We start from the raw sequence: 13,979 nt of genomic DNA, 5'->3' as shown, positions 1-13,979 counted from the left end.
CGGGATCAGGAGCGGCGGGACCGCGGGCGTGAACGGCCGCACCACAGGTGAGGTGGTGTCGGGCGGGCCGCGGCAGGCGGATCGGGCGCCGCCGGAGGCCGGGCGGCGGTGCCTCCCGGGGCGCGCGCGGTATGCGTGGGGATTGTGCAGGGCGCCGCGGCGGGAAATGCGCCGATTGCCCTCCCAATTCCCGCGGAATTCACCGCCGGGAATTCCCGCGTCACCCGTCCGGAGCGCGTGTCCGCATTCACGTCGGGGCCGGTCCGGGTGCGCCGGGGCCTGCGGCCGGGGGCTCATCACCACACGAACGAAAGTCCGGTCCGGTGCCGCGCCGACGGTGGGGCGGCCGGTGCCGGTCGCGGCGCACGACCGGTTCGTGACGGAACGGTTCGTCCGCACCCGAGCGCTCGGGCGCGGCCGACCGGGGGCGTCGCGGACCGCCGGCCCGTCCCCGCCCCGCAGGAGGTCAGGCGCCCGTCCGGGCCCCGCCGTCCGTGCGGCCGCGCAGGCCGTGCGCGACCGCCACGGCCGCCAGCAGCACCGGTACGGCGACCACCCGCAGGCCCGCGGCCGTCGCGGACGCGAACTCCGCCGCCCCGGATCCGCCGTGGACCCCTGCGGGGCCGAGCCGGGCGGTGAGCACCGTGCCCACCACCGCGACGCCCAGGGCCGCACCGAACTCCCGGGCCGCGGTGTTCAGCCCCGCCCCCAGCCCGGCCTGCGGCGGCGGCAGCTCCGACACCACCGCGTGGGTCAGCCCGGGTGCGCAGAGGCCCAGGCCGGCGGAGAGCACCAACAGCCAGACGGCGTACAGCGGATACGGGGTGGCCGGTCCGGCGGTCGACATGCCGAGCAGCCCGGCGCCGATCAGCGCCAGCCCGCCCGCGGCGACGAACCGCACGCCGTGCCGGGCCTGCAGCCGGACGGCGAGCAGGGGCACCAGCGCCATGCCGACCGTGAGCGGCACGATCGCGAAGCCCGTCCGGGCCGGCGAGTAGCCCTTGACGTACTGCAGGAACTGCGCGTTGACGAAGAACAGCGCGAACAGGCCGAAGAAGGACGCGGCGGTGCCGAGCGCCGCCGCCCGCAGCCTGCGCGAGGCGAACAGCCGCGGGTCGACCAGGGGGCGGCGTGCGGTCAGGGCGTACCGGGTGAAGGCGGCCAGCAGGGCCGCGCCCGCCGCGAAGCCCGCGAGCACGTGTGCCGAGGCCCAGCCCCGCGACGGGCCCTCCACGATGCCGTACAGCAGGGCGCCCGTGCCCGCGGTGAGCAGCAACGAGCCGAGCGGGTCGGGGGCGGCGGGGTGCCGGGGGAGCCGGGGGACGGTGCGCAGCACGGCGGCGGCCAGCACGGCCGCGAGCGGTGCCATCGCCCAGAACAGCGCCTCCCACGGCAGGTACTGCGCGACCAGGCCGCCGCCGGCGTTGCCGGCGAGGCCGCCGAGCCCGACGGCGAGGGTCCAGGAGGCGAGGGCCTTCACGCGGCGCTCGGGGCCTGCGAGTTCGGTGAGTACCGACATGGTCGCGGGCATGATCAGCGCCGCGCCCGCGCCGGAGACCGCGCGTCCGGCGACGAGCGCCGCCACCGAGCCGAGCGGTCCGGCGGTGGCGCTCAGACAGGCGCCGCCCGCGAACAGGGCGAGTCCGGCGAGCAGGGCGGGCCGCCGCCCGTAGCGGTCGCCGCAGGCGCCGGCCGGGATCAGCAGGCCGGCGAAGACGAGGACGTACGCGTCGACCGTCCACAGCAGGCCGGTGGCGGACGGATGCAGGGCGGACGCGGCGAGCCGGGGGAGCATCAGGTTGATCGCGGCGACCATGCTCTGCGCGACCAGCACGCAGGCGCACATCGTGAGCAGGGTCGGCCGGTGCAGCGCGGCACGGCCTGGCGGGGGAGGGGCGGTGGCGGGGGCGCGCGGGGCGGACCGGCCGGAAGCGGGCATGGACAAGGAGCTCCTCCGGGAGCGGGCGGGTGTGGGTTCCCGTTCACCGTAGGGCGGGTTGTGGGATTGTCTCCAGTGCAAGTTTCGCAAGAGAGGAATGCGTCCCGTGCAATCCGGAATGGACCTGAACCTGCTGGCCGCGCTCGACGTGCTCGTCGAGGAGTCGAGCGTCTCCGGGGCCGCGGCCCGGCTCCACCTCTCCGAGCCGGCGATGAGCCGCACCCTGGGACGGATCCGCCGGGCCCTCGGGGACCCGGTGCTCGTCCGGGCGGGCCGCGGCATGGTGCCCACACCGCACGCGCTGGCGATCCACGCGGAGGTCCGGGCGGTCGTCGAACGCGCCCGCGGCCTGTTCACCGCGGCCGGGCGGGTCGACCTGCGCACGCTCGACCGCACCTTCACGGTGCTCGCCCACGAGGCCTTCGCCGCCGCGCACGGCGCCGCACTGTTCGCCCGCACCGCGGCGGAGGCACCGGGGGTGCGGCTGCGTTTCCTCGGCGAGAGCCACCTGGACGCACCGAGCCTGCGCGACGGGGTCGCCGACCTGGAGGTCGGGGTGATCGACACCACCGCGCCCGAGGTCCACGTCGAACCGCTCCACGAGGACACCATGCTGGGCGTCGTCCGGCCCGGGCACCCGCTGCTCGACGGCCCGGTCACCCCCGCCGCCTTCGCCGCGGCCCGGCACGTCGGCGTCTCCCGGCGCGGCCGGCTGACCGGCCCGATCGACGCCGCGCTCGCCGAACTCGGCCTCGCCCGGACGACGGTGGGCACCCTCGCGTCGTACCCGGCGGCGCTGTTCGTGCTGCGCTCGACCGACCTGGTCGGCCTGGTCCCCGCCCGCAGCCGGGGCCTCGCCGACGGGCTCGGCCTGGTGACCTTCGAGATCCCGCTCGACCTGCCCGCGCTGCGGTTCGGCCTGGCCTGGCACCCGCGGCACGACGCCGACCCGGCCCACGCGTGGCTGCGCGCCTGTGTCCGCGAGCGGCTGTCGGAGACGCCCTGACGGCTGCGGCGTCTCCTGCGGCGGACCGGACGGGCGGGCGCGCCGCCGCGAGCGAGCGAGCGACCGGGCGGTCAGGTCGGCAGCGGCGGCAGGTCCTCGGCGGTGATCGCGCGGTCCTCCGGGCAGATCGGGGCGGGGAGTTCGTCCCGGCCGGTCAGGTAGCGGTCGACCGCGGCGGCCGCCGCTCGGCCCTCGGCGATGGCCCACACCACGAGCGACTGCCCGCGGCCGGCGTCCCCGGCGACGAAGACGCCCTCGGGGCCGGCCGCGAAGCGGTGGTCCCGGGCGAGGTTGCCGCGGGCGTCCAGGCCGATGCCCAACTGCCCGGCCAGGCCGGAGCCGTGGTCGGTGCCCGTGAAACCGAGGGCGAGCAGCACGAGGTCGGCCGCGAGCACCTGTTCGGTGCCGGGCACCGGTGCCCGGCTGCCGGGGGCCGCCTCGGCGAAGCGGACGGCGCGGACCCGCCCGGCCGGGTCGGTGTCGAAGCGGACGGTGGCGGCGGCGTACGCGCGGATGTCGTGCTCGTCCGGACGCGGGGGCCAGAGCTCGCCGGCCTCCTCGTGGGAGGTGGTCTCGTGGCGGACCTTCGCGTGGACGGGCCAGGGCTGGGTGAGCGGGCGGGCCGCCGGAGGCTGCGGATTGATGTCCAACTGCCTGACGTCCAGGGCCTCCTGCCGTACGGCGGTGCCGACGCAGTCCGCAGCGGTGTCGCCGCCGCCGATGACGACCACGTGCCGTCCGCGGGCGTCGACCGGCGAGACGGGCAGGTCGCCGGCCACCACCCGGTTGGCCAGCGGGAGATACTCCATGGCTTGGTGCACGCCTGCGGACTCCCTTCCGGGCACCGGGAGTTCACGCCAGGAGGTGGCTCCGACAGCGAGCACCAGCGCGTCGCAGCGGGCCCGCAGCGTGTCCGCGGGGAGGTCCGTGCCCACGGCCACGCCGGTACGGAACTCCGTTCCTTCCGAGCGGAGTTGGTCGACCCGACGGTCGAGCCGGTGCTTCTCCAGGCGGAAGTCGGGAATGCCGTAACGCAGCAGCCCGCCGACCCGGTCGGCGCGTTCGTACACCGTCACGGCGTGCCCGGCGCGGGTGAGCTGCTGGGCGGCGGCGAGCCCGGCCGGTCCGGAGCCGACCACGGCCACCGTGCGGCCGGTGGTGCGGGCCGGCGGCCGGGGCGGCTCCAGCCCGTGCTCCCAGGCGTGGTCGGCGATGGCGAGTTCGATGTTCTTGATGGTCACCGCGTCGGCGTTGATGGCCAGCACGCAGGCGCTCTCGCAGGGTGCGGGGCAGAGCCGGCCGGTGAACTCCGGGAAGTTGTTGGTGGCGGAGAGCCGTTCCACCGCGTCACGCCAGTCGTCGGCGGAGACCAGGCGGTTCCACTCCGGGATGAGGTTGCCCAGCGGGCAGGCCTGGTGGCAGAACGGCAGCCCGCAGTCCATGCAGCGGGAGGCCTGGCCGCCGATGATGGGCAGCAGCGCCCGCGGCCGGTAGACCTCGTCCCAGTCGTGCACCCGGGCCGCGACGGCCCGCCGCTCGCGGAGGAGGCGCGGTGTCCTCAGGAACGCGGGGTCGGCCATCGTCGGCCTCCGGCGGTGCGGTCCGGCTGGTGACGGGGGGAGCGGCGACGGTGGGCAGCCGGGAAGGCGTGCGCGCGGGGCCGTGTGGCCACCGTACGCCTGCCCCCGCCGCTGCGACAACGGTGACCGCCGCGGGTCACGGCCCCGCCGTCGAAGGCCCGCGGCGGGCCCGCCGCCGGGCCCGCACCGACGTGGGGCCGTCCGCCGGACCGCCGCGGCCGCGGGAGTCGCGCGGGTCTCTCGACCGTCGAGAGACCGGGGGTGGGACAATGGAGCCGGCCCGCGGCCCGGCGCTAGGCTGGGGCGTTCCCGCCGTGCCGTCGAGAAGGTGAAAGTGTCCGACCAGGAGTCGACCCCGCCCCCCACGGGGACACCGGACAGCCCGGGGGCGCCGGACAGCAGGGCCTTCGGCCGCCTCCTGCAGGGCCTCGCCTCCGAGATGAACCTGCTCGGCCACGGATTCGCCGCCGCCCACGGCCTGCACGCCACCGACGTGCAGGCGCTGCTGGCGATCCTCCGCGGTTCCACCGGCGTCACCGGCCCCGCCACCCCGGGCCGGCTGCGCGAGGAGCTCGCCCTGACCTCCGGCGCCGTCACCGCGGTGCTCGACCGGCTGGAGCGGGCCGGCCACATCCGCCGCAGCCGCGACGGCGCCGACCGGAGGCAGGTCCGCCTGCACTACAACCCCGGGGCGAGCCGGATGGCCGCCGAGTGGTTCGGGCCGGTCGCCGCGTGCACGGACGCCGTCGCCGCCGAGTTCGACGCGGACGAGCTGCGCACCGTCGCCCGCTTCCTCGACCGCATGACGACGGGCCTGGAGGAGCTCCGGCACACGCGCCGCGAGGGTGCCGCGGCGGACCTCCCCGCCGCGGCCGGCCTCCCCCGGGGCGAGGACGGGCACGTCGCCCGCGCGGCCGCCGCGGGCAAGGCCCGTTCGGGTGCGGCCGACGCCGATGCCGACGCCGGTGCCGGCGATTCGGATCCGGAGCCTCCGATTCGCATATGACGAACCGTAGCGGGTAAGTCACTCCCAGTGATTGACAGGTGCGCTGCGATGCGGCGGCCCGGCACCGGGAGGCGACGATGGCAACGGTCTTCAACGCGGACTTCGGATCGAACCGGCAGTGGGTGGCGGGGCGCACCAGCGCCTATCCCCGCATGGGGCCCACCAACCGGAGCGACCACAAACTCGACCACCTCGTGCCCGCCTACTGCCCCGGCGGGGAGTTCGTCGCCACCCGGCTTGCCGGCGGCGACCTCTGGGACTGCAACCTGCTGACCACCGAGGGCAGCCCCGACAACTTCCAGCTCATGCCGGGTGACACCCTCCTGGCCCGCGTCACGCTCCCGACCGGCCTCGGCGCCTGGCCCGCGATCTGGACGTGGCGGGACGGCGGCAACGAGATCGACGTCTTCGAGTACCACCCCGACAACCCCGACCTGCTGGAGGTCTCCAACCACGTCCGCGGCGGGTACCGGTACTGGCACGGCGGTGCGGCGGGCATAGCCCCCGGCGCCACCGTCAACCTGCGGACCGTCTTCGGCCGCCGCTCCGTCGACTGGTACGCCAACGGCGTCTCCGTCTACTCCGACCGGCGCGGGGTCGGCAGCGCCTGGCACGCCCACCTGATCGTCAACCTCTCGGTCTCCGACGGCACCTACCACCCGCGGCCCCCCGCGACCGGACCCGGCCGGCTCTCCTGGACCTGCCACAGCCTCACCGTCGAACGCTGAACGGGCCGCTCCACGGCGGCGTCCCCGCGCCTGGAGCGGACCGCTCCAGGTCCGTCCCCGCGCCTCAAGCGGGCCCGCCGCCTCCACGCCCCCGGGTGCCGCCGCGAACGCCGGTCGGAGCTGAACCGGTTGAGTCCATGGCGTTGCGGCACCGGGACACGTCCGGCCTCCCCGACCACCTCCCACCTCAAGCGGTTCGTGGACACGGGCCCGGCGCGGAGCCTAGATTGGGCACCGATCTTCGCGCCGCGAGCGGGCGCACGGAGCCGATCGACGGGCGGCCACGCCCACGGAAGGGCGGGCGATGAGCCGGGACAGGTCCGACGTCAGGCGCGTGACCATCCGGGACGTCGCCGTCCGGGCCGGCGTCTCCACCGCCGCCGTCTCCCTCGCCCTCAACGACCGGGCGGGCGTCTCCGCCGCGACCCGGGAGCGCATCCTCGCCACCGCCCGCGAGCTCGGCTGGACGCCGAACACCGCGGCCAGGTCGCTCTCCGGCCAGCAGGTCGACACCATCGGCCTCGTGCTCGCCCGGCCCGCCCCCATGCTGGGTCGGGAACCCTTCTTCATGGACTTCATCGCGGGCGTCGAGAGCGTCCTCGTCGAACGCCGCTGCTCGCTGCTGCTCCGGCTGGTGGGCACCGTGGAGGAGGAGATCGAGGTCCAGCGCGAGTGGTGGCAGGGCCGCAGGGTCGGCGGCTCGCTGCTGGTCGACGTCCGGATCGACGACCCCCGGATCGAGGCCCTCGCGGCCATCGGCCTGCCCGCCGTGGCCGTCGCCCACCCCTCGCTGACCGGGCCGTTCACCTCCGTCTGGACGGACGACGGCACCGCGGTCCGCGAGGCCGTCCGCTACCTCGCCGCGCTCGGGCACCGGCGCATCGCCCGGGTGGGCGGCCCGGCCGGCCTCGGCCACAGCGCCATCCGCAGCCGCGCCTTCGCCGAGGTCGCCGAGGAGCTCGGCCTGGAGGAGGCGCCCACGCTCGCCGCCGACTTCTCCGGCGAGGGCGGCTCCCGGGCCACCCGCTCGCTGCTCTCGGCCGTCCGCCGGCCGACCGCGATCGTCTACGACAACGACGTGATGGCCGTCGCCGGCCTGTCCGTCGCCGCCGAGATGGGCCTGCGCGTGCCGCAGGACCTCTCGCTCCTGGCCTGGGACGACTCGCAGTTGTGCGAACTCGTCCGGCCCCGCCTGTCGGCGATGAGCCACGACGTCTTCGGGTTCGGCGCCCAGGCCGCCCGCTGCCTCTTCGAGGTGCTCGCCGACGGCGACGCCCCGTCCCGCCCGGCCCCCGCGCCCGTCCTCGTGCCGAGGGAGTCGACCGCCCCGCCCGTCGGCGGCCGCTGACACCGGCCGTACGCCCTGCGGAGGGCGGACCGAAGGCCCTTCCCTCCGGACGCCTCCGGGACGAGTCTGGAGGTGTCGGCGTGCCGGCCCCGGCACCCGTCGCGCACCGAGGGAGGCCGTCATGAACACCCCGACACCCGCGATCCTCGTCACCTACGGCAGCAGGCACGGCGCGACCGCCGGGATCGCGGAGGAGATCGCCGACGCGCTGCGCGAGGACGGCTTCGCGCCCGCCGTCGTGCCCGCGCGCCAGGTCACCGACGTCACCCCCTACGACGCCGTGGTGATCGGCGGCTCGCTGCACGCCGGCCACTGGAACCACGACGCCCTGCGGTGCGCCCGCCGCAACGCCGCCGCGCTCGCCGAACGCCCGGTCTGGTTCTTCAGCAGCGGCCCGCTCGACACGACCGCCGAGCAGGAGGACCTCGCCCCCGTACCCGGCGCGGCCCACGCGATGGCACGGGTGCACGCCCGCGGGCACGTCACGTTCGGCGGCTGCGTCACCGCCGACACCCCCGGCGTGGTGGCCCGGGTCCTGGTCCGCTCCGGGCGGGCGGGCGACTTCCGCAACCCGCCGCGCATCCGCCGCTGGGCCCACCGGGTCGCGGGCGAACTCCGGGCCCACCCGGGGCCGACCGCCACGCCCGACCACGCCGACGCGTAAGCACGTGGCACGATCACCGCTGTGGTGATCTACGACGAACGGCTCTCCGTGCCCGCCCGGTGGTGGCTGGTCGCGGCAGCGGCCTCCCTCGGGGCCGCCGTGGCCCTGCTCCCGCTCGGCACGGCGGCGGCCACCGGCGGCGCGGCCTGCGCGGCGGCGCTGCTCGGCTGGCTGCTCAGCGCGTACGGCGCCGCCCGGATCCGGGTGGCCGACGGCGTGCTCGTGGCGGACGGCATCCCGCTGCGCGCCGAGCACATCGGACGGGTCGAGGTGCTCGACGCCGCCGAGGCCTTCGCCTGGCGCACCCGCCGCGCGGGCCCGCGGGTCCGGCTGGTGATGCGCGGCTACCTGCCGGAGGCCGTCCGGGTGGAGGTCGCCGACCCGGCGCTGCTCGTGCCGTACGTCTACCTGTCGACGCGCCGGCCCGCCGAACTGGCGGGGGCGCTGGCGGCCGCCCGGGCCGGGTCGGGCCGCCGCCACGCCGCGGCCTGAGCCGGCGACGCGGCCGGGGGTCCTGCCCGTGCGTGCCGGTGGACCCGGCACGCACGGACGGGGTGTGCCGCCGCGGTCAGGGAGTGTGGACCTCCGGCCGGGCCGGGGTGGCCATGCCGTCGCCGAGGAAGAACCCGGTGTGCGGCGGCTGGTTGTAGGCGGTGTTCTGCCAGGCCACCGCGGTCCGGTAGGTGGTGTCGTGCATCAGGGTGGTGATCCGGCGGTCGGTCTGCACCGGGGTCGAGTAGATGCGCAGCGCGGTGTTGTCGGTGGTGGCCCAGACGACCTCCTCGCGCCAGTCGCCGAGGATGTCGCCGGAGAGGGCGGGGGTCGACTTGGTGCTGTTGTTCGAGTGGACGCCGGCGGCGGTCAGCAGGCGGGTGTCGCCGCCGGTGCCGTACTTGTCGATGTGGGTGCCGTCGAGGAGTTCGCGCACCGGGTCGGCGTCCCACCAGGCGAGGAAGTTCGTCGAGCCGGGCTTGCGGCCGATGTTCTGGCCCTTGGTGTTCAGCAGCCCGTCCACGGCGGACGACCAGGACTCGGCGCCCGCGCTGCCCGCGTACACGTCGTCGGAGACGCCGCGGCCGTTGTCGCAGCCGCAGGTGGCGTTCTGCCAGATGATCTGCCCGGTGCGGGCGTCGGCCATCCAGGCGGCGGGCTTGCTGGTGTCCTCGTCGACCTTGAAGACCTCCAGCCCGGCGCGGGCCGGGTCGAGGTCGCCGACGTGCAGGGTGTCGCCGTGGCCGTTGCCGGTGTTCCAGAGCTTGGCGCCGTTGTCGTCGATCGCCATCGAGCCGTAGACGATCTCGTCGCGGCCGTCGCCGTCGACGTCGGCGACCGAGAGCTGGTGGTTGCCCTGGCCCGCGTAGGCGCTGTTGCCGCTGGTGTTGGTGTCGAACTTCCAGCGCTCGGTGAGCTTTCCGCCGCGCCAGTCCCAGGCGGTGATCACGGTGCGGGTGTAGTAGCCGCGGGCCTCGATGAGCGAGGGGCGCTGCCCGTCGAGGTAGGCGGTGCCGGCGAGGAAGCGGTCGACCCGGTTGCCGTACGAGTCGCCCCAGGCGGAGACGGTGCCGCGCGGCGGGTCGTAGTCGACGGTCTGCATCGCGGCGCCCGTCAGGCCGTTGAAGACCGTGAGGTACTCGGGGCCGGTGAGCACGTAGCCGGAGGAGTTGCGGTAGTCGGCGGTGGAGCTGCCGATGACCTTGCCGGTGCCGTCGACGGTGGCGTCGGCGGTCTTCGCGGCGATCTCGGCGCGGCCGTCGCCGTCGTAGTCGTACACCTGGAACTGCGTGTAGTGCGCCCCGGAGCGGATGTTGCGGCCCAGGTCGATGCGCCAGAGGCGGGTGCCGTCGAGCCGGTACGCGTCGAGGTAGGTGTTGTCGGTGACACCGGACTGCGAGTTGTCCTTGGCGTTGGTGGGCTGCCACTTGAGCACGAACTCGTAGGCGCCGTCGCCGTCCAGGTCGCCGACGGAGGCGTCGTTGGCCTCGTACGCGGCGGACGGCGGCTGGATCGGCACGTCGCGGTAGCCGCTGCCGAACGCCAGCGAGGCCGGGGAGGCCGCCTGTTCGGTGCCGCCGACCACGGCGCGCACGGTGTACGAGGCGGTGGCGGCCGCGCCGGCGTCGAGCAGGTCCGTCCCGCCGGTCAGGGGTGCGGAGTTGACCTTGGTGGTGCCGCGGTAGACGTTGAACGCGACGCCGTCCGGGTCGGTGGCGAGCCAGCGCCAGGAGACGAGGTTGCCGGTGCTGCCGTGCACGGAGACGAGACCGCGGTCCAGCTTCTCGACCTGCCGTCCGGCGGTGCCCGGGGTCGGGCCGGTCGACGGCGAGGGCGAGGGTGACGGGCTTGCCGAGGTGCTCGCGGTGGGGCCCGGGGACGCGGCGGCGCCGGTGCACAGGACGCCGTTCAGGGTGAACGAGGCGGGTGCCGGGTTGGCGGTGCCGGTGAGCGAGCCGTTGAAGCCGAACGAGGCCGTGCCGCCGGTCGCGACCGTGCCGTTGTACGAGACGTTCTTCGCGGTCACCGCGGCCGTGCCGAGGGTGACGTCGGCGTTCCACGCCTGGGTCACCTGCTGGCCGCCGGTGTAGGACCACTGCAGGCTCCAACCCGACAGTGCGTCACCGAGGTTGGTGATGACGACGTTCGCGCCGAAGCCACCGGACCACGTGTTCGTCACGCTGTAGTCGACCCGGCAGCCGGCGGCCGCCGCGCCGGCGGTGTGCACGGCGAGTCCGGTGCCGGCGCCGGCGAGCACCACCGCCCCGGCCAGGGCGGTGTACCTGCGGCGTACTCTCCGACGGCTGTGCTGGGACATCTGCGCCTTCTCTCGGACGGGGTCGACGGGCGGGTGCGGCCGCGTCGTCCCAGGTCGCCGCCGCACCGCCGAAGGTTGCCGTCGTCGGAGGAGCGCGCTCCCGGGCGTGCCGGGCAGGTGGCGTCCGTCCCCGACCGCACCGGGTGGTTGCGGCGGGTGGTCCGGCCGCGGCCCCGAGGGGGAATGCACCATCCGCGATCCGCGGGATGCGAGGAACGCCCATGAGGGAAGGGGCTGTTGTGCGTAGCGCCACTCTCGCCCGGTTGAGCGCGCGGTGTCAACATTCGCGTCGCCCCGCCGGTGGATCGCCGCCCGCCGGCGGATCGCCCCCGCTGGGAACAGCAGGACGGAACGCACGACGGTCATGCGGTGACCCCGCGCGCGGCGCCGCCGGGCCCGGGCCCCCCGGCTCCGGACCCGGCGGCGCCGGTGGGGGTGGGTCAGACCGCGGTCGCCACGGCGGTGCGGCGGTCCTTCAGGAACACGCCGAGCGCCACCACCGCCGTCGCGGCGGCGAGCACGCCGACCGCGGCGGCCAGCCCGCCGAGCGGCTTCGAGAGGCCGAGCAGCACCAGCGGGCAGACGAACTCGCCGAGGAAGAAGGCCGCCGTCCACAGGCCGGTGCCGCGGCCGCGGTCGGCGTGGTCGAGCAGGGCCATCGCGCGGGTCAGCAGCAGCGGCAGCAGCACGCCGGTGCCCACACAGTTGACGACCGCTCCGACGACCAGCAGCGGTGCGCCGCCGGCCGCGCTCATGACCGCGAACCCGGCGGCGCACAGGGCCAGCACGTACGGCAGGAACGCCTGGGCGCGGGCCCCGACGCGGGCGAAGGACGCCGCGCCGGCGACCGTCGCCGCGCTGGCCACCGCCGTCGCCAGGCCGACCGCGGCGGACTTCTTCACGCCCAGGTCGTCCAGCAGGTACGACATCTCGACCGGCACGGTGTAGAAGACCACCGCGCCGAAGAAGGTGAGGCCGCAGGTGGCGGCCATCCGGCGCCAGGGGTAGGGCCGCTGCTCGACGGCGGAGGCGGCGGAGGCGGCGTCCGTGCCGGCGGCTCCGTCGGCGGCGGTTCCGGCCTTGGGCCGCAGGACGGTGGCCAGCAGCGGCGCGAGCAGCAGGCTCACCGCGTACGCCCAGAACGGCGCCCGCCAGCCGGCCGAGCCGATCGCCCCGCCGATCGCGAAGAAGGCCGTGGCCGAGACGGCCGCGCAGATGGTCTGCACGGCGAGCAGGCGGTCGCGGGCCGGGCCGCTCCAGTAGTCGCCGATCAGCGTGGTGCAGCAGGTCATGATGACGGCCTCGGTGACGCCGACCAGCGCCCGGCTGGCGACGATCGCGCCGAGCGAGTCGAGCCAGAGCGGCGCGGTGCCGACGAAGGCGTAGACGACGGTCGCCCACACCAGCAGGCGGTGCCGGCCGAGGCGGTCGATCAGCACGCCCGCGAACGGCGCGAGCAGGCCGAGCGCGAGCGCGGGTATGGTCAGCGCGATCGGGACGAGCGCGTCCGCGCCCGGTGTGCTCTCGAAGTGGTCCTGCATGCGCGGCAGGACGGGCGCCATGAGGACGGCGCCGAGGATGGGCAGGCAACTGCCGGCCATCAGCAGTACGGCCTTGAGCCGGAGCGCGGGCGTGGAGCCGGTCCCGGGGGTGCCGGCGGCGGCCGCGGCGTCGCGGGCGGCGTCGGGGGCGTCTACGAGGGGGGCGGGCAAGGGGTTCTCCGTTCACGGGGACGGTGCAGCGGGGGCGGTGCGGCTCGACTGTCGGCGTGGAACGCGCCTATTAGTACCAGCAGTTCCTTGCGTCCCTCCGATCACCCTCACCCCGCCTTCACGGGCCGCGCGCCCCTCGGACGGCCCTGAGCAGGGGCTTTGACGTGCCCTCACCCGTTCGCGGAGCGCGTATTGACGGACCGTCACCACCGGACGGTCCGGGCCGCGCGGGCGGGGCCGGTGCGCCAGATGTGTGCAGCGCGTGCGTGAACGGTGTCCACCCCGGCACCGCCCGCCTCCCGCGACGGCCCGGCCGCGCCGCCGTTCCGGCCCCGGCCGGTCGCCCGGCGGGGGCAGGAACGGCGGGTCGTTGCCGGGCGTGCCGGCCCGCCGCGCGCTCTACTGGTGGACGGACGCGACAGGACGCGCCAGGCGCGACGGCACCCCGTACCGGCGGGCGGGCCGGCCCCGACCGGGAGGACCAGAGACGTGCACGAGAACGCCGGCAGCCCCCGACCGGCCGATCCCGCAGCCATCGCCCGGCGGATCGTCGAACGCAGCGAGGCCCTCGGCATCGCCGAGGCCGACCTCGCGGCCCGCGCCGGCATGGCGCCGCGCTACCTGCACCACCTCGTCGAGGCCGGGCCCGGCTTCGACCCCGGAGGCTTCCTGCGGCTGGCCGCCGCGCTCGGCACGACCTACCGCGAACTCGTCGAGGGCGGCGCGGACCCCGCCCCGGGGCAGCGCGGGGCGGCGGCGCACCCCGTGCTCGTCCAGCTCTCCGCCCGGGAGTGCTGGGACCGCATCGGCGGCCACGGCGTCGGCCACCTCGCCCTGCCCGCCGGGCCCGGCCCCGCGGTCTTCCCGGTGAACTACGTGGTGGACGCGGGCACCATCGCCTACCGCACCCGGCCGGACGGCGCCGCGGCCGCCGAACCGGGCAGCAACGTCTCCTTCCAGGTCGACCGCATCGACGACCGCCTCAGCCGTGGCTGGAGCGTGCTGATCAGCGGCACCGCCGAGCACGTGGAGGACCCGGAGGCCGTCCGGCGGCTGGCCGGGCACGCCGGCGCCGAACCGTGGGCGGGCGGCGTCCGGCCGCTGTGGGTCCGCATCCGGCCCACCCGGGTCAGCGGCCGCAGCGTCGGCACGCGCTGACCCGCTGACCCGCTGACCCGCTGAACCGC

Annotated in this window: 11 protein-coding genes; 7 read left to right on the top strand and 4 right to left on the bottom strand. The window is 76.0% G+C overall.

Annotated features, from left to right (window positions below):
• Window positions 1–466: 466 nt before the first annotated feature.
• On the bottom strand, window positions 467–1,939 hold the full coding sequence (locus OG335_RS07410) for an MFS transporter (protein ID WP_405010219.1): 1,473 nt from the start codon (window positions 1,937–1,939) through the stop codon (window positions 467–469).
• Between the two features lie 97 nt (window positions 1,940–2,036).
• Here OG335_RS07410 and OG335_RS07405 point away from each other — a divergent pair, with 97 nt between their 5' ends.
• Window positions 2,037–2,945 (top strand): LysR family transcriptional regulator, encoded by a 909-nt coding sequence (locus OG335_RS07405; RefSeq protein WP_405010218.1) that lies wholly within the window; start codon window positions 2,037–2,039, stop codon window positions 2,943–2,945.
• Between the two features lie 71 nt (window positions 2,946–3,016).
• Here the strand turns inward: OG335_RS07405 and OG335_RS07400 are convergent, their stop codons facing one another.
• Entirely contained in the window at window positions 3,017–4,525 is a 1,509-nt protein-coding gene (locus OG335_RS07400) for a glutamate synthase subunit beta (RefSeq protein ID WP_405010217.1), read from the bottom strand.
• A 334-nt stretch (window positions 4,526–4,859) separates the two neighbouring features.
• On the opposite strand from OG335_RS07400, the gene OG335_RS07395 reads away from it, so the two are divergent.
• The 5 genes from OG335_RS07395 to OG335_RS07375 all read left to right on the top strand — a co-directional run bounded on the left by OG335_RS07395 (window position 4,860) and on the right by OG335_RS07375 (window position 8,763).
• Window positions 4,860–5,531, top strand: a complete 672-nt coding sequence (locus OG335_RS07395) for a MarR family winged helix-turn-helix transcriptional regulator (protein WP_405010216.1) — start codon at window positions 4,860–4,862, stop codon at window positions 5,529–5,531.
• 77 nt (window positions 5,532–5,608) lie between these two features.
• A complete protein-coding gene (locus OG335_RS07390; RefSeq protein ID WP_405010215.1) occupies window positions 5,609–6,259 on the top strand; it encodes a beta-glucanase in 651 nt (216 codons plus the stop codon).
• A gap of 304 nt (window positions 6,260–6,563) precedes the next feature.
• Window positions 6,564–7,607 carry a LacI family DNA-binding transcriptional regulator gene (locus OG335_RS07385; protein WP_405010214.1) on the top strand — a complete coding sequence of 348 codons (1,044 nt, stop codon included), beginning with the start codon at window positions 6,564–6,566 and terminating at the stop codon, window positions 7,605–7,607.
• A 121-nt stretch (window positions 7,608–7,728) separates the two neighbouring features.
• Complete coding sequence (locus OG335_RS07380; RefSeq protein WP_405010213.1) at window positions 7,729–8,271, top strand: flavodoxin domain-containing protein; 543 nt, start codon at window positions 7,729–7,731, stop codon at window positions 8,269–8,271.
• 21 nt (window positions 8,272–8,292) lie between these two features.
• On the top strand, window positions 8,293–8,763 hold the full coding sequence (locus OG335_RS07375; RefSeq protein WP_405010212.1) for a DUF3093 family protein: 471 nt from the start codon (window positions 8,293–8,295) through the stop codon (window positions 8,761–8,763).
• A gap of 76 nt (window positions 8,764–8,839) precedes the next feature.
• Here the strand turns inward: OG335_RS07375 and OG335_RS07370 are convergent, their stop codons facing one another.
• Entirely contained in the window at window positions 8,840–11,080 is a 2,241-nt protein-coding gene (locus tag OG335_RS07370; protein ID WP_405010211.1) for a cellulose binding domain-containing protein, read from the bottom strand.
• 440 nt (window positions 11,081–11,520) lie between these two features.
• Window positions 11,521–12,792 (bottom strand): MFS transporter, encoded by a 1,272-nt coding sequence (locus OG335_RS07365; RefSeq protein WP_405010210.1) that lies wholly within the window; start codon window positions 12,790–12,792, stop codon window positions 11,521–11,523.
• A 489-nt stretch (window positions 12,793–13,281) separates the two neighbouring features.
• Between OG335_RS07365 and OG335_RS07360 the strand changes: the two genes are divergently transcribed.
• Window positions 13,282–13,950, top strand: coding sequence for a helix-turn-helix domain-containing protein (locus OG335_RS07360; RefSeq protein WP_405010209.1), 669 nt, complete (start codon window positions 13,282–13,284; stop codon window positions 13,948–13,950).
• The last annotated feature ends 29 nt before the right edge of the window (window positions 13,951–13,979 follow it).

Source organism: Kitasatospora sp. NBC_01539, from assembly GCF_045040525.1.
Taxonomy (GTDB): domain Bacteria; phylum Actinomycetota; class Actinomycetes; order Streptomycetales; family Streptomycetaceae; genus Kitasatospora.
Note: the sequence above shows the minus strand (reverse complement) of the source record. Positions and strands in the feature narration are given on the sequence as shown.

Coding starts and splice junctions, on each gene's coding strand:
- OG335_RS07385 (WP_405010214.1), top strand. CDS start 6,564: ATGAGCCGGGACAGGTCCGACGTCAGGCGCGTGACCATCCGGGACGTC.
- OG335_RS07390 (WP_405010215.1), top strand. CDS start 5,609: ATGGCAACGGTCTTCAACGCGGACTTCGGATCGAACCGGCAGTGGGTG.
- OG335_RS07405 (WP_405010218.1), top strand. CDS start 2,037: ATGCGTCCCGTGCAATCCGGAATGGACCTGAACCTGCTGGCCGCGCTC.
- OG335_RS07400 (WP_405010217.1), bottom strand. CDS start 4,525: ATGGCCGACCCCGCGTTCCTGAGGACACCGCGCCTCCTCCGCGAGCGG.
- OG335_RS07380 (WP_405010213.1), top strand. CDS start 7,729: ATGAACACCCCGACACCCGCGATCCTCGTCACCTACGGCAGCAGGCAC.
- OG335_RS07370 (WP_405010211.1), bottom strand. CDS start 11,080: ATGTCCCAGCACAGCCGTCGGAGAGTACGCCGCAGGTACACCGCCCTG.
- OG335_RS07410 (WP_405010219.1), bottom strand. CDS start 1,939: ATGCCCGCTTCCGGCCGGTCCGCCCCGCGCGCCCCCGCCACCGCCCCT.